Below are 20,130 nucleotides of genomic sequence, written 5' to 3'. Positions count from 1 at the left end.
TCTTTTTCAAGATATATGTGAAAAAAATCACATACTTTTTTAAAAAAATATGTTACAGGGTTCTTTAAATAGCATTGAAGCTTGATATGATGCACTTTTTTTGTTGATGCGCTGCTGATGAACAATTTCATCAGCTTGTTTTTTCACGTAGAAACTCACTATCCAATGCACTCTCTAACAAAAAAAATAAACCGGATAAAATAATCATCGCTAAAATAGATACACGGATTCCGCTTACAAGCAAGTCTGCTATATAAACCGATAGAAAAGTAAAAAATATGTCCACAAAAGCCGCAGATGCTACAAATAATACTCTGTTCATCCTAGCATTCTTCATTAAAAAAATAAGCGCCTTTGAAAAAAGCTCTGTGAAAGAGCCAAACACAAAAATAAAAAATAGAAATAAACATATGGCCCAGTAAGAGTCATACTCCACTCCCATCACTCTAAGGAAGCCTATAAAACCAAAAAAGTAGCTTCCCATTAAGATAGCTAAAATGATTAGTACCATCGTTCCTACTATAAAGAACGCGATTAACCGATTCATTCCCCTGCTTTTTCTTTTCATTGTTCCACGCCACCTTGCTTACTCATCACTTAATCCATATTATACCAAAAAAGTGCGATACCATGGTATCGCACTTCTACGTTAATTATCTTTTTTATCTTGAAGAGCTTGTTTTAAAGCATCTCCCAAGCTCGAACCAAATGCTCCGTCATCGTTGTATTTGTTAAGAAGCTTTCGTTCTTCTCGCTTTGAAATCTTTTTCTTTTTGTCCTCAGCTTTTTCCACTACTTGACATGAACGGCACTGGAAGTACGTCCCAGCTTTTCCTGAATGAATTTCCATTCGTTTATGACACTGCGGACAGCGTCGGTTCGATAATTTAGGGTCTTTTGCGCGTCTATAGCTGCACTCAAGGCTTGAACAAACGAGCACTCTTCCTTGCTTTGTTTTCTTTTCTTTTAAGAACGAACCGCATTCTGGGCATTTAGAGCCCGTTAAATTATGGGGTTTGTACGTTTGATTACTTGTTTTCACTTGCTTGACAAGCTTTTCTGTTTGTTCGCGAATATTCGTTAAAAACTCTTTTGCATTTCCTTTTCCTTTAGCAATTGCTTCTAAGTCACGTTCCCATTTAGCCGTAAGCTCAGGAGACTTTAACTCGTCTGCTACCAAGTCAATCAGCTGCTTTCCTTTTTTTGTTGCGTGCAGACGGTTATTTTGGCGATCAATGGATTCGTTTTGCAGAAGTTTTTCAATAATATCTGCGCGTGTTGCCGGCGTACCTAAGTTGTGTTTTTCCATTTGTCCAAGAAGATCGGCTTCTGTATAGCGCTGCGGCGGCTCTGTAAATGCACTTTTCATCGTTACATTTTGAATGAGCAGCTTGCTGCCTTCTTTCATATCAGGCAGCTTCACCGTTGCTTCTGAGTCTCCACCAGAAACTTTTTTGAAGCCTGCATTCACAACTTGCTTTCCGCTCGCTACCAACAGTTCCCCGTTTACTTCAAGCTCTGCTTTAACCACTTCATACTCATATGCAGGATAAAACAATGAAATAAATCGCTTTGCAATTAAGTCATACAGCTTTCGTTCATCAGCTGATAAGTCCTGTAAAAACACAGGCTGATCCGTTACGATAATCGCATGGTGATCACTTACTTTTTCATTATTAACCACTCGCTTTGGCAGCTGTGCATTTTTTAAAATTGGACGAATTTCTTCTTTATATACAGCAGAGATGCTTTCCAAGCGCTCTTTCATAGTGGAAACCATATCTGTTGTTAAATAACGAGAATCTGTACGTGGATACGTGACTAACTTATGCTGTTCGTACAATTTTTGAAGTACATTTAATGTCTTCTTAGCAGAGAAGTTAAAGCGTTTATTAGCGTCGCGCTGCAGTTCATTTAAGTCATAAGGAAGCGGCTGCGCTTCTTTATGCATTTTACGCTTGATTGTTTGCACAACTGCTTCACCTGATAATTTTGAGTGCAGCTCTTTTGCACGTTTTTCATCAAAAATGCGCTTTTCACTGCCCTTTTGCCAAGCTGCTTCAAACGACGAAAACTGAGCTGTAAGCGTCCAATATTCACTAGGTTTGAATGTGTTAATTACTTGTTCACGCTCAATTATCATCGCAAGCGTCGGTGTTTGTACACGTCCTGCTGATAATGGTTCTTCGTATTTAGTCGTTAACGCTCTCGTTACGTTTAAACCGATAAGCCAATCGGCTTCTGAACGGCAAACTGCTGAATCATACAAACGATTAAACTCTTTTCCTGGTTTTAGCTGTTTAAACCCGTCACGAATCGCTTTGTCCGTTTGAGACGAAATCCAAAGACGTTTAAACGGCTTGTTCCAGCGTACCTTTTCCATAATCCAGCGTGCTACAAGCTCTCCTTCACGCCCTGCATCAGTCGCAATAATTAACTCGCCAATATCCTTTCTTTTTGCTAGATCGGATACTGTACGAAACTGAGAGCTCACTTTACGAATTACTTTTAGTTTCATTTTCTCAGGCATAATTGGCAGATCTTCTAATCGCCATGTTTTATATTGGTTATCATAATCCTCTGGTGTTTGTAATTCAACTAAATGGCCGAGTGCCCATGTTACGACATACTTTGGCCCTTCAATATACCCTTTTTTTGTTTGTGTGCTGCCAAGCACGCGCGCAAGATCACGTGCTACACTTGGCTTTTCTGCTAATACAAGTGATTTCATTTTATGTATACCTCCAATTCACTTGTTCCATTATACATGATTGTATACTTTTTGTACGACTTCAAGATTAAGTTTACATAATCATATTATAATAAATAAAGATGAAGAATTTCTCTTCATCTTCTAGCTACTTCTTTTTATAAAATAGTCGCGAGATAATTAAACCGATAGCTCCTAAAACGATAAATAACAAGGCTCGTATAGCCATTGGGATAAAAGGTAAATCATATAAAACGAGTTTAAAAAGTGTTAAGAACAAAATGCCCACGCCGACATATGTTGCTGTTTTAAAATTTCGAAGTGATCCTATTACGAATGCAGCAATGGACAAGCATAACCAAACAGCCGTCATAATAAGCGTTTGTGTATTAGCGGAAAGATCAGTGGTTCCAGCGACCGTCACTTCCGTTACAAAAATTAAAGAAAGAATAGAAAAAACAATACTTCCTCCAATTTTGAACGTATCGTGCTCATCTTTTTCTGTTTTTTGAATACTGATCCATACAAATACTAGAATAGAAGCTAACATAACAACCCAATTTAATGTCGGAAGAGACAGCACTTGTTCGATTGGCGTAACTAAGATATACGTGGCACTCAGTATATAAATCGTATAAGAAAACAGTTGATGAAGTAGATTTTTATACGTCATGGCGATATAGTAAACAGCAAGTCCTTGAATCACATATAAAATGACTCCTTCTCTTAAATCGACGAGCTGATGAATAAAAAACGCTACTGCAACAATTAAATAGGTAATAAAAAATTCAAATTTCTCTTTAGAACTTCTTACTGTGTAAACACCTAATGCGTAAATAATAACTAGCGCAAGCAGCACCATGGTGGTCGTGCCATCGTCAAAAACGGCAAGCAGCCAGCCGTACGTAACTGCTAAACTCGATAGAAGGGTAAACGCATATACTTGGAGTACGGATTGTGATAGAAAAAAGCTAGAAATTAAGCATAAATGCTGAATCAGAATCGCCATACCTAATAACGCTTTTACACCATTATCACCAACAAACGAGTAATAAATGAGTAGCGTAAGATTTAATAGTACCGCGGAAAGAACATATAAAATTGAATATTTTTGTTTGATTGCCACATATAAAAAGGCAATATACAGAAGCGTTTCATAGCCAATGAAAACCAGAGCATTAGGCGAATTACTTTCAATAAGAAAAGGAACTAGTACGCCTCCAACCGCGCTAATAATCCCTAATGCCTGTGAACGATAAAAGACTGTTGCTGCAATTCCTAAGATGATCCAACTCGCATTTAGCATAAAAGCAAGCGTTGGTCCTGCTAAATGATATAGGCTATGCATCGCAAACGTCGTTAACATGAGAATAGGAATAGCTCCTCCTACAAGTACTTGCCCGAGCACCAGCCTACCCTTTTTGATTTGAAAATGACCTGTCACAGCAAAACCTATCGAAACAACGAAACCGAGAACAACTTTTGCTTTTTCATTCATTAATCCATAGTCAGAGGCTGCTTTAAATCCCCATAGCACGCCAATAATAAATACGAAAATAAAAATTCTCGGCAGCCATGTTTGAAAAAGGACTTTTTCCCAATCAACAGGCTCTTCTATTGCCTGTGAGCTTTTAGCTGCTGTTTGAGCAGGACGTTTAGTCGTCTCCTGGCGCAGCTTGGGAGGAGCGTGAACTGCTGGTCTTGGAGAATTTGTTTTATATACAAGCGACTTTAGCTTGGCTACGTCTTCTTCTAAACTGCTTATTTTTCGTTCAAGCTCTTCTATTCTTTCGTTTTCCATATTTCCTCACCCTTCCTCTTTAAAGTATTTGTGATTTTTATATGTATACCTTACAGCACTTAACTATTATACCATTAAAAGGAATATCACTTAAAAACATTCTATTTTTAGCAAAAAAAAATACAGCGCCCTTTTCAAAAGAAAAGTTCGTTGTATAGGATGTGCTGCATTTTTTATGTCACTTTCTCGCTGTATGTACTGTGAAATCCCGCTTCGATATGGGCTACTTGAAAGCTATGATGACCAATTAAATATTTAACAATATCCACACGGTCAATTTTACCTGGCTTATTGTTCATTGCTTCTCGCACCATAGATTGAAATGTTTCTTTGCAAAACTTCTTTTCATGAAGCAGAATCGTTTCACAATACTCTTCATGGTCTCCCTCTGAAATACGATAATAATGCATTTCTTTCACCCCTTTTTAGTGTTATACCTATTACATACCCCAAATATTGCTATTTTAACAAATTAATTTTATTATTCTTTATTTTTCCATTTATATATAATTTACAGCGCAACGTTTCGAAACTCATCGTTATAAATGCTAATTTGAAGACGCTGAGAAAAACGTTCTTCTTCAATGTAGGTCTCAGGCATTAATCCAACAGGATATACCTTAGGGTTTTCGCCACTTCCTAATATGTATACATACATCTTTCCTTCGTTTGTATATCGAACCTTCGTCGAAATACCTCCTTGCCCTTGAAGAGGCGCATAAACCGCTCTTACATTATCTCTAATTTCTTGTACAAATCCATGTAGTTCAACATCCGAATCGTAATAGTGGTTTGCTTCATACAAGCCGTAAATACGAGACTTATCGATATCACATAATATGTTCCAAAATTCAGATAAATCTTCTTGGAACAACACTTGAATAAAATTTCGTGCAGCTTCTTGCTGTTCTTTTGTTAATTCTTTTGTTAGCGCAAACTCTTCATTTTTTAACATCTCAGTCACCTCCCTTATGTATGTAATACGACAAGAGATACAAATAACCTCTTTTTTCAGCTTATTAGCAACCAATTTATTTTTCACATTAAAAATTGAAAAGCTATCTCGACTAAGATGTCAAAATAACTTTTCAATTACTGTAGAATAATTACGTAAAATACTCGATTTTCGCATTTGGAAAATACTGATCAATGTAATATTCCAACGTCTCTCTCAATTCTTGTTCTTCATCTTTTGCGTATACATACTTTCCAATCCCGTAACGCCCCCATTTGTAGCGGCGCTCTTCTTCATTCATCTCAAGCTTTGTTTTCGGATAGTTTTTCTCAATCACTCGTTTGGCCGGCTTGGTAAAGCGATGCTGAATCATTTCAAATGTAATATCATCTCTTGACTCTTCAGGTATAGAAGCATCAAGCTTTTCAAACAGCTGACGGTATCCCTCTTGCCAACCTTCATGGATGTAAATAGGCGCCACAATAAAGCCAAGTGGATATCCGGCTTTTGCAACTTTATTAGCAGCTTCAATCCTGTAATCAAGAGGAGATGTACCAGGTTCAAAGTTTTTTATAACATAATCTGCGTTTATGCTAAAGCGAAAGCGCGTGCGACCATTATGTTTAGCATCCAATAAATGATCCACGTGATGAAATTTAGTCACAAAACGCAGTTGACCTAGTTCACTTTCTCCAAAATATTCAATCGCGCGCTTTAATGAATGTGTTAAATGATCAATTCCTACGATATCAGATGTACAAGCCGCTTCAAATCGCGTTATTTGAGGGGCTCTTTCCTGCATATATTGCTCTGCTTGACCTAATATTTCTTCAACATTCACGTACGTGCGAATATACGGTTTGCTTCCCATTGTTGTCTGCAAATAACAATAGTGACAGTGCCCCATACACCCTGTTGCAAAAGGTATTGCATATTCAGCTGACGGTTTAGATGTATCAAATTTCAAGGTTTTACGCACACCAACTACTAAAGTAGACTTGGCATTGCGGTATTTTTGCAAATCATTCTTTCCCGGTATATTACGCACTTGATTATGAGAAGTTGTTTGACGAATTTCAATTCCCATCTTCTCAAATTTTTCTTTTAATTGAACACCAAGCGGGTACTCCATTGCCCCTGGCTCAATGTATACTAATTGAGGTACAAAAGGTTTTATCATCATGTACACTTCCTTTTTTCTAATACTAATAGCGTTTGAAAAATAAAAAGACTCTATCCATGGTAATTATTTTCCACATCAAAAAAGACTCTCTATTTAAGAGAGCCTTTCGTCAATCATATTGTTCATAATCAAATATCTTGTTATACATGTTCTCTGCTTCTTCATACGTTGAATACACAGCATCATCTTCAGCTAACAAATGATAAGACTCATGCAGAAACAACGCTTTTTCACCTTTATTTTCAGGATGTTCAACAATTTCAGCTTGATTAATATTGGCAACGTTTGCCGTATGAGGATTTCGGTAAATAACAAATACTTGATCTCCTACTTGATATTCTTTTTTCTCCACGATCATCATCCTTTTCTTCTTTCTTTACTCGTATGATGTCCGCTTTTACTCATTTTATCCGATAAAAACACGTGGTGAGATCATCAAGAATTTATACGCTTTTACGCTCAATAAACCGAAAAGGAAGCTCAATTTTTTGAGGATCCTTGCTCCTAACTAGTTTAAAAAGCGTTTCGCCCATTTCTTTGAGAGGAAGTTCGATCGTTGTGATTTGTAAATAAGAAGAAAGCGGATGATTATCAAAACCAATAATAGCTAAATCGCCTGGAACTGATATACCCGCTTGTTCGCACTGAGCTTTTATACCAATAGCGACTTGATCGTTTGTTACTAAAAGCGCCTGAGGCCGATTTTTCATCTGCACCAATTTTTTCACCACTTTTTCACCATCTGTCACGTTCAAACAGCCTTGAAACACCCATTCCGGATGATAAGGCTCATTTATTCTTTCTACATATTCTTTGTATGCTTGCTGCCTCTGTTGACTATTTGTACCCGTCATTCTTCCAATACAGTAGCCAATATCCGTATATCCTTTTTCTTTTAAATACATGAGCGCTTTCTTAAAAGCTGCATAATGATCAACGTATACGGAGCGAATAGAACGATTTTGTACGTTTTCGCACACGGCTATCGGCCCGTACTGCTGATAATATTCAATCGTGCTCCAGCTGCCTGCTCTAGAACAAATAATCACTCCATCAACCTGCTTTGTTTTTAGCATATGAAGCGCTTCTTCTTCTTTTTTTACATCATAGTTCGTCTGACAAATAACAAGCTGATACTGCTTTTCTAACGCTTGAGAGGCCACTCCTTCTAAAAGCAGACTGAAATAAGGATGATTAATAAAAGGCAAGACGACAGCAATCATATTTGTTTTCCCTTTTGATAAGTGAACGGCATTAATGTTTTGTTCGTAATTAAGTTCTTGAATTACTTCTTCTACCAGACGGCGCTTTTCTTCTTTTACATACGGATGATGATTTAAAACCCGTGACACGGTCGAAACAGATACACCAGCTTTTTTTGCGATATCTCGGATATTTGTCATGTTTTCACCTTTTTCTCTTGCGCTGAAACGCGTTTCATACTTTATTCTCATTATAAAGTGAAACAGCAATAAGCTAAACCCGTTACAATCATGTTTTTATTCACTTATATAAGGAGGTCATATCATGGGTATTTTATTATTCATTTTATTATGCGGAATTGAAATCGGAGGAGCGGCTTATGCACTTAAACAAAATGAGACACTTTGGAAGGAGCTAGATGAAAAAAAGCCGACTGATTTTTTCAAACAGTAAAAAACCCTTAAAAAGAATGTTCTTTTTAAGGGTTTGATATTACGCAGCTTCTTTAGATGATTTTGATTTTTTATTTAAACGAGGAAAGCCAATTACAATCGCAATGATACCGCAAACCGCTGTTAACATTGGATAGAATGTAAATGGAATAATCTCAATTGGTGAAACTTTAGCAAATCCTGCTGCTAGAAGCATTTGTGCACCGTAAGGGATAAGCCCTTGAACGCTGCATGAAAACAAGTCGAGCAGACTGGCTGATTTACGATTATCAATTGAATACTTATCAGAGATTTCTTTCGCTAACGGACCTGCTGTAATAATTGAAATCGTGTTATTAGCCGTGGCTAAATTAGTTAAACTTACCAATCCAGCGATACTGAATTCTCCGCCTTTTTTTGTTTGAATGCGTCGTGTTAATAAGTTCAATAAGAACTGAATACCGCCGTTATAGCGAATGAGTTCAACCATTCCGCCAATTAAAAGAGATAAAATAATTAATTCCGACATTCCGCCAATACCTTCTGTCACAGTTTTAGCAAGAGAAGAAAGCGTGTAGCTTCCGTCAGCTAATCCAATCAAGCCGGCTAATACAATTCCTCCGGTTAAAATGCTTAATACGTTTGCACCAAATATGGCAGCAACTAGTACGCCGACATAAGGCAAGATTTTAAACCAGCTAAAATCTTTAATTTCTACTGATGACGTATTGCCTAGCGTCATTACAAGTAATAAAACTACCGTAACAATCGCTGCAGGAAGTACGATAAAAAAGTTTACTTTTAATTTATCTGACATATTTGTTTTTTGCGTACGAACTGCTGCAATGGTCGTATCAGAGATTACGGATAAATTATCTCCAAACATTGCACCACCAACAACGGCAGCAATTGCCAATGTAATGGATACATGCGCCTGCTCACTGATTCCTACAGCGATAGGCCCTAATGCAGCAATTGTTCCCATTGACGTTCCCATCGAAATTGAAATGAATGCGCCAATAACAAAGATTCCGACTACCACTAAGCTTTGCGGAAGAACAGACAGAGCTAAGTTTACCGTTGAATCAACAGCTCCCATGCCTTTAGCGACTTGAGAAAAAGCACCTGCTAAAATAAAAATAAGTACCATAATAATGATATCAGGATGCCCTGCTCCTTTAGCAAATCGTTCCACTTTTACATTAAGTGAATCTTTGCGGTTCATAGCCAGCGCCACAATGGCTGCAATGATAATAGCTACTAATACAGGCAGCTTATAAAAATCTCCCGTTATAATTCCTGATCCGACAAACAGGACTAAAAAGACGCCCAGCGGTAACAGCGCCCAGCCGTTTCCTTTTTGTTGTTCCATTCTTAACACCTCTTGTTTACGTAATAAAAAAAGACCTCTTCTTATTGATAAGAAGAGGTCTCTTATTTGTATCATAAGATTACCCTTCTCATCTTCCAAACGAAACATCGTCTGCTGGATTTGGCACCGCACTGCGTACAGCCAGTTGCCGAGACATCGTAGGGCCAGTCCCTCCGTCTCTCTTGATAAGAAGTTTGTAGTTGTTTTAAAAATAGTCTTTCACTACTGTAATCTCTTTTTATTTAATTGTCAAATGCTATTTTAGAAAAATATATAGTGTGAAAATTCTCACATCAATTAGCTACGTCACGTTTTAAAAACGCCACCCATGCTACCCCCATAAAGAAGACAAAGTGTGCAACTAAGATAAAGATTGAAAATGGAATTGTCATTCCGTCAAACATCGTCTTCATTCCGTCCATATACTGCACAAAGTTTGTGTTGGCGAACAGTAAAAATTTCCCCCACCATAGACCAAACTGTGATACTATCCCAGTTACTGCTTTCGCCCCAATACTTACGACAATAGCTAGACTTGAAGCAAGCGCGCTGTTTCTAAATAAAGACGACAGCATAAAAGCAAACGTCATCATCATAAACGTTTCCATATACGCGCTGTCATACGTAAGCGTAATGTTTTTAAGCAGCTGCGCATCTCCTTCTAGACTGGCAAATCCAAAGAACAATGCTCCCCATACAAACGAAAAAAGCAAATAGCTCAGCAAATAATACAAGCTAATTAAAATGAGCGTTATGTACTTGGACGTTAAAATCGTTGAACGTCTAGCAGGGCGAATTAAAAGAAGCTTAATGGTACCCGCTTCAAACTCTTTTGCAACCATTGATCCTCCAACAGCAAGCGCGAAAAATTGAACGAGGATCAGCATGCCTGCACTAAATGACAGGAAATTCAATATGTTGTCTTCCGTTCCTGCGCTGTTTGCTACTTTCTTCATTAAAAGAGCCATACAAAGAGTTAAGATGCCGATTGTAATAAACGTGACTTTTGTACTTCTTTTGTAAAACCATTTCATATGTTCATTTTGAATTAACTTAAGCATGGTGCTCTCCCTCCGTAACGGACATAAACGAATCTTCAAGCGTCTCATAAACAGGAGTGATTCGGTAGACTAAAATATCGCTGTCCACTAATTTTCTATTCACAGCTGGAATTTGTTCTTTCATAATCACTACATCAATACTATCGGATTTTATTGTTACTTGGAATTCTTGAGATAAAAGATCCGCTGCTTGTTGCACGTCAGATACTTCAAATTCTACATACATCCCTTGATCTTGACGATTTGGAGATAGATCTTGAACAGCTTTTAACTCGCCGTTTTGAATAATACCAACGCGGTCACATAATGCTTCCACTTCTTTTAATAAGTGGCTCGCGATTAAAATTGAAATACCTTCTTCCCTGCAGAGGGTTTGTAAATATGTACGAAATTCTCTCATTCCCGCTGGGTCTAGACCATTTGTTGGTTCGTCTAGTAAAAGCAATGCAGGCCTATGTAAAATAGCTTGAGCTACTCCTAAACGCTGTCTCATCCCAAGGGAATACGTCTTCACTTTTGCATGAATGCTGTTTTCAAGCTTTACTAGCGCAATCACTTCATCCAAGCGTTCTGCTGTGATCCCTTCATGCATATTCGCAAAGTGTTTTAAATTTTGATAGCCCGTCAGATAATCATAAAACTCAGGATTTTCAATAATCGCTCCAATTGATTTCATAGCTGATGTAAACTGTTCTTTTAAAGGAAACCCATTGACGGTAATTGTTCCCTTTGTTTCTTTAATGAGTCCTACGACGGTACGAATGAGCGTTGTTTTTCCAGATCCGTTCGGACCAAGCAATCCGAAAATCTCACCGCGCTCAACCGATAAGGATACATCATGCAAAATGGTTTTCTTCCCAATTACTTTACTGACATGATCTACTTGTAGCACTGTTTCTGTCATCATGTACATCCTTTCTTTAATTAGCAATACGCCTTCTATTGTTTCTCTTTTTTAACTATTTGTCTACTATAACCTTATTTTTGGAAAAGTAGCCCATTCAAATCATTCGTATTATCCGCTTACATTTGATAAAATAAAACAAATCTTAGTTAGAGGAGGACTTCTACATAATGAACTTAACCGTATACCTTGCCGGGCAAATTCACGATAACTGGCGAGACGAAATTAAAAACCAAGCGGAACAATTAAACCTTCCCCTTACCTTTGTCGGTCCCATGACAGACCATGACCGCTCCGACAACATTGGAGAAGAAATTTTAGGAAAACAGCCTAACGCTGTCTTAAAAGATGAAGCTGCTTCTCAAATTAATAATTTACGCACGCAGGTGCTCCTTAAAAAATCTGATGTGGTCATTGCTTTATTTGGTGAAAAATACAAACAGTGGAACAGCGCAATGGATGCGGCGACAGCCATCGCATTAGATAAACCGCTAATTTTGGTTCGCCCTGAAAAACTGCACCACCCGCTTAAAGAACTGTCAAACAAAGCCCAAGTTGTAGTCGAAACGCCAGAACAGGCTCTTCAAGCACTAGCTTATATTTTTGAATAACAACAAATAAGAGCTGTCGAAAACCGGCAGCTCTTATTTGTTGTTTGTTGAAGGCTCTGTACGAAGCATACGATGAGTATTTCGTGGGAAGTTCCGAGATTATTATTTTTTTAGGTTTTTTTCATTTTTGACATAACGATAAGCAAAGTTACAGTCAGGTGCTTACTTTTTTGATCCGGATGCTCCATAATCTTTAATCGTTAACTTCACATCATAGTTAATTGGCACTTCACTAAATGTTTGATCCCAATTTCCTTTGACCCTCATCCATGTTCTAGGCTGCTTAATTCTCAATTGATTTCCGAAACCTGCAACATCAACTTTATATTTTGTTTGCATTTTTTCTAGTACGTTTCTTACCAGGTACTTTACTTTTTTTTCTGAAGTTTTTTGCGCATTCTGTAAAAATTGATTATTAAAAGAGCTCCCTGAGGTCATCCAACTTTCAGATAGCCTTCCCACTGATTCAATGTGTACATCAAAAGAGATATTATCTCCTTTAACATGGGGTTGAATGTGACTTTTCATAGACTCTATTTCATATACAATCAGCTGACCGGTCTTTTTATCAAAGCTTTTTACTAGCCCGCCTTTCCCTTTCCCTGTAATCCAAGCCAAACCATCTAGTTCTTCTTCATTCAAAAAACCAATCATTTTGCTTGTTTCCCCTTTAATTATACCAGCACCCGCAAATTTGATTTCTCCATTTGCTGATAATACATTTTGCAACAGAAAACTAGATCCAGTTTGAATCTTGCTTGCTAATTTAATAAGCGGCATGGGCGGTAAAACCCGCGTTGTTCGATACGTATTGTCTATCATTCCATACAGGTGAAAAGCTGGGATCTCTCCTGCTGTTTTTGATTCTAACGTGTCGCTAGCTCTTCCTTTACTAATAAACACAAGGCAACTAGGTCTAAAATCATTGTCCCGAAGAGTTTGGTCCACTAATTGCTCTAAACTATACGCTCGTGCAAGGGCCTCACTGATAACCATTACTTTCATATGAGGACTAGTTAAAGGAGTGTCACTTCTTAAAGATAATTCACGAAGCATTTGAAAAGGAGAATCTCCTGTTTCCGAAATATTTACGTAAGATTTCTGCTGCGGTCCTCCTTGTTTAGTGGTTGAACTTGCGACTTGAGGAGTGATAAGTTGATAAGTTGACGTAATCAAGTTCTTTTTAGTATACCCTTCTCCTTGTTCATCAAATTCTTTTTCAGCTATGGACTCCTTACCTTTATCATAGGCCACACCCACTCCAAAACTTTGCTCTTCAATTTCATGACTGCTCCAGCAGCCTGCCAGAGGAAAGAGCAAAAAAACAGAAAACAAAACCAATAGGTACTGGAAATGGTTAAAGGTTTGTTTCATATTTTACTCCCTTTACTTTTGAAATAATGAGAAGAAGCAGCGGCAAAAAGCCAAATAAAACTAAGGCGATATTGCCAATCATATCTCCCAATTTAAATACATCATTAATATTTTTAGGAATCATGGAAATAAGATATATGACCGGAAGCAAACCATACATAAATGGATGAATGTTTTTTTGGAAAAGCTGAGACAGTCCTAATGAAGCGGCGTAATGGTTAATAGTAAAAGAAGCAAACATCTGCATGATCCATACAACTAGCAGCAAGGAATCAAATCGTTCAAAAATCAAGCCTGTCAGCTCAAAACTCCTTATTAAATCAAGCGTTGGCCATGTTCTTACTACTACTCCATCAATCGATAACGCTCCAATCACCATTACAACAGTAATCACATAAATAAATATAGGAATAGTAATTCCAACTAGCACAGCTTTTCCTGCTTTGTGCGGTTCTTTCATAAAAGCTAAAATGATTAACATGATTTCAGGACCGGTGAATGCAAGAGCAGTTGTTTTTACCCCTTTTAGTACAGGAAGGACTCCTGATCCAAGTACGGGGCGCAGATTATCTATTTCAAATATTTTCATACTCATAAAAGCTACCAGTAAAAAAAGAATAACGGTAATAGGGAATATAATTTCAAACAGTCGAGCGATCGGATTAATGCCCCCTCTAATTAAATAGAGGCTTATCCACATGAATGGCATAATAATAGCCCACGTCGGCGTTCCTTCCAGCAAGAGATATCCGGTTACTTCTGCCAATGAACGAGCGTGAAAACCACCAAGCAGTAAAAAATAACCTATCATAAGTAAGCTAATTAACTTACTCAACCATTTCCCTGTAATTTCTTTACTGTATTGATAAAACGTCTTTCCAGGGAATTTCCCGCTTAACTTCACCATGATTATCGCTGCTATCATGGTGACTATTCCTCCTAGAATAACAGTTAACCACACATCTGGTGTTTTCACTTGTTCCGCAGCTGTTCGAGGCAACGTCAGAATACCAGTTCCAAGTATAAAATTGATGACAATAATAGCTGTTTGTGGCGTCGTAATACGATCTTTTGAATTTATCATTACCTCTGATTCACTTCCTTTTATCATAAGCTGCTATCCTTTTCGTAGAGAATCTTTGGTGTGCATCATCTTTGGACGTCTTTTCATCATCATAAGAGGCATACGGACCATCAAGTCTTTCCATTCACTTAAACGATAGGGTACCGCTGGACTCATGTAAGATACGCCAAAACTTTTTAGTTTCACCAAATGACTGGTCATAAAAAGGAAAAATAAAACGACGCCGTATAATCCAAGTATGGCAGCGCATAGCATAGCTATGAAGCGAAGAATACGCAATGAAATCCCGACGCTATATTGCGGAATAGCAAACGATGAAATGGCAGTTAACGCCACAATAATCACTAAAATAGGGCTAACAATCCCTGCCTGCACAGCAGCTTCTCCAATAATTAATCCACCGACAATTCCCATTGCTGGACCAATTGGTTTTGGTAACCTGAGTCCAGCTTCTCTCAAGATTTCGATAGCTATTTCCATGAATAAGGCTTCTATAAGGGCTGGAAACGGCACTCCAGACTTTGTTCCTATAATGGAAATAGCCAATTTAGTCGGAATCATCCCTGGGTGGAACGAAATAAAAGCAATATACAAAGCCGGTGTAAAAAGGGAAAGAACTACTGCAATATAACGAAGAAAACGAATAAATGTACCGGGAATCCACCTTTCATAATAATCTTCCGGCGACTGTAGCATCATGCTAAACGTAACGGGGGCAATCAAAGCAAAAGGCGTCCCGTCTAATAAGATGGCTACTCTCCCTTCCATCAAAGCAGCAATTACACGATCAGGACGCTCCGTATTCTGCACCTGAGGAAATAGGCTAAGGTAATTATCTTCAATGAGTTGTTCCACATATCCTGACTCCGGTACATTATCAAGATCAATTTTTTTAATTCGTTTTTCTACTTTTTCAACTAGTTCTGGATCAACAATTTCCTTTATGTAAGCAACAACTAAGTCTTTTTTGGAACGCTTTCCTACTTGAAATTTCACCAGCGACAAATTTTCAATGTCTCCGCTTCCTCTTAATAAAGAAGTATTATCACTTAAAGATTCAGTGAAGCCTACTCTCGGCCCTCTCACTAATGCTTCTGATACGGGCTCTTCAATCGTCCTTGTTTTCACTTTGCTTGTACCAAGAATTAAAGCAGGTGATATTCCGTCAATTAAAAGAGCCGTAGATCCTGTTAAGACTTTTGATGTTACTTCTTTAATGAAATGAACCTCTTCTACATCACTGATTGATAATACTTGGCTTTTAATAAACTGTTTTGAAAGGCTTTCCTTTACGTAAAGCTGATCCTGTTGGTATTCTTTTGAAAAATCAGCCATCAATGATGACAAAATATGTTTTTCAATAAGATCTTTATCTGATAGCCCCTCTACAAAAATAATAGCTGCCTGAATGCCTGTACGTCCTATAATAAACTCCCGAAAATGAACGTCGGAGTTATGACCAATTTCATTTTTAACTGCTTTTAGAGTTAAAGCTAAATGATCCGTAACATGATTAGATGAATTTTGAGATGTAAATTCCTTTTTGTTTTCCTTTTCATTCGCATGGTTTCCTATTTTTTTTATTGTTGATCTCCATTTTTTCACTTTCATCACTCTTCCTCTGAATTACGAATCCCGCTTAATAATTTGTAGATTATATACGGGATGAAAAAAACCAGAACTGCTTGTATAAAAACTGGCCCTTCTGGAAGATAGGAAACAACTAATTTCCACATAATCATCACCCTATTTATGTCTATATCAAACCAACTTTAGAAATAAGCATCCGTAAAATATCAGTGTTTACTTCATAGAAATTCTTTTATTTACCAGGTAGTATTATTCTTCTTTTTGTTTCTTATACAAAGGAATACAACATCCATCTTAAAAATGAAAAAGAGCTGCTTACTGAAGGCTTAGATATACTAGTTTGCTGCTCAAAGTTTTGGTGAATGCTAGAATAATCAAGCGTTACCGCTCAAAAAATCCCTTAAATGGTTGACGAGTGCTTAAAGTGTCGGTTACACTTTATGTTTGAAATATTGTATTCATATCGCTCTTATCTCAAAAGAATGGTATAATTTTATAGATATTGAATTTGGAGGACTGCTCATACATGATTACAGTTAGTAATGTAAGTTTACGATTTGGCGACCGAAAGTTATTTGAAGATGTGAATATTAAATTCACGCCTGGTAACTGCTATGGATTAATCGGCGCAAACGGTGCTGGAAAATCAACGTTTTTAAAAATTTTATCTGGTGAAATTGAATCTCAGACTGGTGATGTACATATGGGCCCTGGCGAACGCCTTGCTGTCTTAAAACAGAACCACTTCGAATATGAAGATCAAGAAGTTATGAAAACCGTTATTATGGGGCACGCTCGCCTTTATGAAGTAATGCAAGAAAAAGATGCTATTTATATGAAAGCAGACTTCACAGATGAAGACGGAATGAAAGCAGCTGAGCTTGAAGGTGAATTTGCTGAATTAAACGGTTGGGAAGCAGAATCAGAAGCGGCTATTCTTTTAAAAGGATTAGGTATTTCTGAAGATCTTCACGCCAAAAAAATGGCTGAACTAACGGGTAGTGAAAAAGTAAAAGTGCTTCTTGCACAAGCTTTATTCGGAAAACCTGATGTATTACTTCTAGATGAGCCTACGAATAACTTGGATATCCAAGCAATTCAATGGTTAGAAGAGTTCTTAATTAACTTTGAAAACACAGTCATTGTTGTATCACATGACCGTCACTTCTTAAACAAAGTATGTACGCACATTGCTGACCTTGACTTCAGTAAAATCCAAGTCTACGTTGGTAACTATGATTTCTGGTATGAATCAAGTCAATTAGCACAAAAAATGGCGTCAGATGCGAATAAGAAAAAAGAAGAAAAAATTAAAGAGCTTCAAGCCTTTATCGCTCGCTTTAGCGCAAATGCATCGAAATCAAAACAAGCAACGTCTCGTAAAAAATTGCTTGATAAAATTTCATTAGATGACATCCGTCCTTCTTCTCGTCGCTATCCGTACGTGAACTTCACGCCGGAACGTGAGATTGGAAATGACGTACTTCGCGTTGAAGGTCTAACAAAAACAATTGACGGCGTAAAAGTACTTGATAACGTAAGCTTTATTATGAATAAAGATGATAAAATTGCTCTTGTAGGCCGAAACGAACTTGCAAATTCAACATTAATGAAGATTTTAATGGGTGAAATGGAAGCGGACAGCGGTACGTACAAGTGGGGTGTCACAACGTCTCAAGCCTTCTTCCCTAAAGATAACTCCGAGTACTTTGAAAACGGAGACTTAAACTTAGTAGACTGGCTGCGTCAATATTCACCTAATGACCAAAGCGAAAGCTTCTTACGCGGTTTCTTAGGCAGAATGCTATTCTCTGGTGAAGAAGTGTTGAAAAAAGCCAACGTTCTTTCCGGAGGAGAAAAAGTTCGCTGTATGCTTTCTAAAATGATGCTAAGCGGTTCAAACGTTCTTTTACTAGACGATCCTACGAATCACCTTGACTTAGAATCAATCACAGCACTAAATAATGGACTTATCAGCTACAAAGGTTCAATGATTTTCACATCTCATGACCATCAGTTCGTTGAAACGATTGCAAATCGTGTAATTGAAATTACGCCAAACGGAGTAATTGACAAGCAAATGACGTACGATGAGTATTTAGAAGACAGCAACCTGCAAAAACAAGTAGCTAGCATGTACGCTTAATAAAAAATCCCCTTTCTATAGAGAAAGGGGATTTTCTATATACGCACCTCTTGATTTAGCGATGACTTCGGAGAATACGTTAAAAACGCTAAGCTAGCAAATACTAGTGCTGCTCCGCATATGTTTACCAAAGTTAGAGATTCTCCTAAAAAAAAGACGCCAAGTAAAAAAGCGGTAACAGGCTCTGCTAGCGATAACGTCACGGCGGTAGACGCTTGCACCGACTTAAGCGCTGTAGAAAATAATACATAAGCAAGCGCCGTCGTAAGTATTCCTAAGTGAAGAGCGATGCCTATTCCATTTAAAGAGGCTAGCCAGCTCATATCATACATAAACCAGCATGGAATCAGTAAAACAGCGGCGGCTGTAAACACAAGCGAAGCTCCTACTTGCGGATCAACATGCTGAACAATTTTTTTATTAACAGTCGTATAGCAAGCAAAAGACGTCCCTGCTCCTATAGCCATACCCAAACCTATCACGTCGATTTGAGTATCTTTTTTTAACAACAAGCAGCTGCACCCTATAATACCAGTAACCGTAGCAAGCAACCATTTTTTTGTAGGTTTCTTGCGGTACACTATGTAATCTAATACTCCTGATAAAACAGGCGCACTGCCGATTGCCACCATTGTTCCTACTGCAACACCCGTTTCAATGACAGCTGAAAAAAATAAAGGCTGATAAGCGGCCATACTTGCTGCAGCAACCGCAAGAGGCAAAATAGGAAGACGTCTTACGTCCACATTCTTTCTTTGTATAAGACAAGCTGTAAGAAGCGATAGTCCCCCTACCGCTAAACGTACGGCTCCAATAGCCACGGAATGCGCTTCAGCAGATGCTAAAGCTTGGGCGGTTCCTGTTGTTCCCCACAAAACTGCGGCACATAAAATAAGTATTTTTGATAATGAAGTATTCATCGTTTCATCTCCTTTCTTTTATCATAGCTAAAAGAAAGAAAAAAGTTTTTCCGCTTTTATGATCTTATTTGTCTGTTTTTAAGATACTTCGATATTGCGTGGGTGAGACTCCTTCTTGTTTTGCAAACCATTTCGTAAATGAAGACAAGCTGTGATAGCCCACTTCATGCGCAATATACGTTACCGAGTAGCTGCTCTCTTTTAGCAGTTCTTTTGCTTTATTTAAACGTATATGCGCTACATAGCTTTGAGGCGAATAACCCGTTTTTTGTTTAAACCAAGTGGAAAAATAGGCAGGATGATAATTTTCCAGCTTAGCAAGACTTTCTATATTTAACTCTTGATTGAAGTTAGCATGAAGGTAATCAATGGATTTAAACGTTTGTTTCTTTGGCAAATAATGCTGAACGTAACGGACTAAATCTTCAAGCGCCCCCCTGTCAGTGCTTTTTTGAAGCCCCTCAAGTAACAGGTAGCGAAGTGCTTTCCACGTTGAATCCCATTGAATAAAAGCTGCTTCTTGAGAAAGATGCGCACTTTCTGTAAATTTCAAAGGAATATCAACAACCAAACATTCATTTGTATTTTTAGCTTGATACGTATGCAGTTGACGAGGCGGAATGTAAAAGCATCCTTCTTGCAGCGTTAAGTGCTGCTCGCTTGCTTGAATATCAAGAGCACCTGCTAGCGGAAACAAAAGCTGACTGTAGTTATGATCATGAGTATGAGGTGAATAGCTGTAGGCTCTTTTTTCGCAAATAATTTCACGTAGCGTATCCATTTTG

At 37.8% G+C, this 20,130-nt stretch carries 19 protein-coding genes and 1 riboswitch; of the genes, 3 read left to right on the top strand and 16 right to left on the bottom strand.

Annotated features, from left to right (window positions below):
• Nucleotides 1-130 precede the first annotated feature (130 nt).
• From CEQ83_RS10875 to CEQ83_RS10840, 8 genes are all read right to left on the bottom strand, one after another.
• Nucleotides 131-568, bottom strand: a complete 438-nt coding sequence (locus CEQ83_RS10875) for a YrvL family regulatory protein (protein ID WP_028413451.1) — start codon at nucleotides 566-568, stop codon at nucleotides 131-133.
• An 81-nt stretch (nucleotides 569-649) separates the two neighbouring features.
• Entirely contained in the window at nucleotides 650-2,731 is a 2,082-nt protein-coding gene (locus tag CEQ83_RS10870; protein ID WP_155017233.1) for a DNA topoisomerase III, read from the bottom strand.
• A 127-nt stretch (nucleotides 2,732-2,858) separates the two neighbouring features.
• Nucleotides 2,859-4,511 (bottom strand): DUF2339 domain-containing protein, encoded by a 1,653-nt coding sequence (locus CEQ83_RS10865; protein ID WP_155017232.1) that lies wholly within the window; start codon nucleotides 4,509-4,511, stop codon nucleotides 2,859-2,861.
• 173 nt (nucleotides 4,512-4,684) lie between these two features.
• Nucleotides 4,685-4,921, bottom strand: a complete 237-nt coding sequence (locus CEQ83_RS10860; protein WP_013056931.1) for a hypothetical protein — start codon at nucleotides 4,919-4,921, stop codon at nucleotides 4,685-4,687.
• 101 nt (nucleotides 4,922-5,022) lie between these two features.
• The gene (locus CEQ83_RS10855) at nucleotides 5,023-5,466 is read right to left on the bottom strand and encodes a hypothetical protein (RefSeq protein ID WP_028413454.1); all 444 of its coding nucleotides are present in this window, start codon (nucleotides 5,464-5,466) and stop codon (nucleotides 5,023-5,025) included.
• 151 nt (nucleotides 5,467-5,617) lie between these two features.
• Complete coding sequence (gene splB, locus CEQ83_RS10850) at nucleotides 5,618-6,646, bottom strand: spore photoproduct lyase (RefSeq protein WP_025752275.1); 1,029 nt, start codon at nucleotides 6,644-6,646, stop codon at nucleotides 5,618-5,620.
• Between the two features lie 112 nt (nucleotides 6,647-6,758).
• A complete protein-coding gene (locus tag CEQ83_RS10845) occupies nucleotides 6,759-7,007 on the bottom strand; it encodes a transcriptional regulator SplA domain-containing protein (protein WP_033578899.1) in 249 nt (82 codons plus the stop codon).
• An 85-nt stretch (nucleotides 7,008-7,092) separates the two neighbouring features.
• Nucleotides 7,093-8,052, bottom strand: coding sequence for a LacI family DNA-binding transcriptional regulator (locus CEQ83_RS10840; RefSeq protein WP_028413456.1), 960 nt, complete (start codon nucleotides 8,050-8,052; stop codon nucleotides 7,093-7,095).
• 124 nt (nucleotides 8,053-8,176) lie between these two features.
• On the opposite strand from CEQ83_RS10840, the gene CEQ83_RS27580 reads away from it, so the two are divergent.
• A complete protein-coding gene (locus CEQ83_RS27580; protein WP_255219815.1) occupies nucleotides 8,177-8,305 on the top strand; it encodes a hypothetical protein in 129 nt (42 codons plus the stop codon).
• A gap of 39 nt (nucleotides 8,306-8,344) precedes the next feature.
• Here CEQ83_RS27580 and CEQ83_RS10835 read toward each other — a convergent pair whose 3' ends face one another.
• From CEQ83_RS10835 to CEQ83_RS10825, 3 genes are all read right to left on the bottom strand, one after another.
• Complete coding sequence (locus CEQ83_RS10835) at nucleotides 8,345-9,655, bottom strand: Na+/H+ antiporter NhaC family protein (RefSeq protein ID WP_098112568.1); 1,311 nt, start codon at nucleotides 9,653-9,655, stop codon at nucleotides 8,345-8,347.
• Nucleotides 9,656-9,740: 85 nt separating this feature from the next.
• A riboswitch (SAM riboswitch) is annotated at nucleotides 9,741-9,847 on the bottom strand.
• 101 nt (nucleotides 9,848-9,948) lie between these two features.
• A complete protein-coding gene (locus CEQ83_RS10830) occupies nucleotides 9,949-10,716 on the bottom strand; it encodes an ABC transporter permease (RefSeq protein WP_028413458.1) in 768 nt (255 codons plus the stop codon).
• Complete coding sequence (locus CEQ83_RS10825) at nucleotides 10,709-11,620, bottom strand: ABC transporter ATP-binding protein (protein ID WP_028413459.1); 912 nt, start codon at nucleotides 11,618-11,620, stop codon at nucleotides 10,709-10,711. The genes CEQ83_RS10830 and CEQ83_RS10825 overlap by 8 nt, the downstream gene beginning before the upstream one ends.
• A 170-nt stretch (nucleotides 11,621-11,790) precedes the next feature.
• Between CEQ83_RS10825 and CEQ83_RS10820 the strand changes: the two genes are divergently transcribed.
• Entirely contained in the window at nucleotides 11,791-12,231 is a 441-nt protein-coding gene (locus tag CEQ83_RS10820) for a YtoQ family protein (protein WP_025752263.1), read from the top strand.
• A 162-nt stretch (nucleotides 12,232-12,393) separates the two neighbouring features.
• Here CEQ83_RS10820 and CEQ83_RS10815 read toward each other — a convergent pair whose 3' ends face one another.
• From CEQ83_RS10815 to CEQ83_RS10805, 3 genes are read right to left on the bottom strand one after another with little or no spacing between them, the layout of a single operon-like run.
• A complete protein-coding gene (locus CEQ83_RS10815; protein WP_028413460.1) occupies nucleotides 12,394-13,605 on the bottom strand; it encodes a Ger(x)C family spore germination protein in 1,212 nt (403 codons plus the stop codon).
• Entirely contained in the window at nucleotides 13,589-14,716 is a 1,128-nt protein-coding gene (locus CEQ83_RS10810; RefSeq protein WP_155017231.1) for a spore germination protein, read from the bottom strand. The genes CEQ83_RS10815 and CEQ83_RS10810 overlap by 17 nt, the downstream gene beginning before the upstream one ends.
• 6 nt (nucleotides 14,717-14,722) lie before the next feature.
• The gene (locus CEQ83_RS10805; RefSeq protein WP_098112566.1) at nucleotides 14,723-16,300 is read right to left on the bottom strand and encodes a spore germination protein; all 1,578 of its coding nucleotides are present in this window, start codon (nucleotides 16,298-16,300) and stop codon (nucleotides 14,723-14,725) included.
• Nucleotides 16,301-16,805: 505 nt separating this feature from the next.
• On the opposite strand from CEQ83_RS10805, the gene CEQ83_RS10800 reads away from it, so the two are divergent.
• Nucleotides 16,806-18,425, top strand: coding sequence for an ABC-F family ATP-binding cassette domain-containing protein (locus CEQ83_RS10800; protein ID WP_013083037.1), 1,620 nt, complete (start codon nucleotides 16,806-16,808; stop codon nucleotides 18,423-18,425).
• A 35-nt stretch (nucleotides 18,426-18,460) separates the two neighbouring features.
• On the opposite strand, the gene CEQ83_RS10795 is transcribed toward CEQ83_RS10800, so the two are convergent.
• Both CEQ83_RS10795 and CEQ83_RS10790 read right to left on the bottom strand, forming a co-directional pair.
• Nucleotides 18,461-19,345: a DMT family transporter gene (locus tag CEQ83_RS10795; protein ID WP_098112565.1), complete on the bottom strand. Its 885-nt coding sequence runs from the start codon at nucleotides 19,343-19,345 to the stop codon at nucleotides 18,461-18,463.
• 64 nt (nucleotides 19,346-19,409) lie between these two features.
• Complete coding sequence (locus tag CEQ83_RS10790) at nucleotides 19,410-20,126, bottom strand: helix-turn-helix transcriptional regulator (protein WP_098112564.1); 717 nt, start codon at nucleotides 20,124-20,126, stop codon at nucleotides 19,410-19,412.
• Nucleotides 20,127-20,130: the final 4 nt, after the last annotated feature.

The organism is Priestia megaterium, from assembly GCF_009497655.1.
GTDB classification, from domain to species: domain Bacteria; phylum Bacillota; class Bacilli; order Bacillales; family Bacillaceae_H; genus Priestia; species Priestia zanthoxyli.
This window is presented reverse-complemented; position numbering and strand designations above follow the sequence as displayed.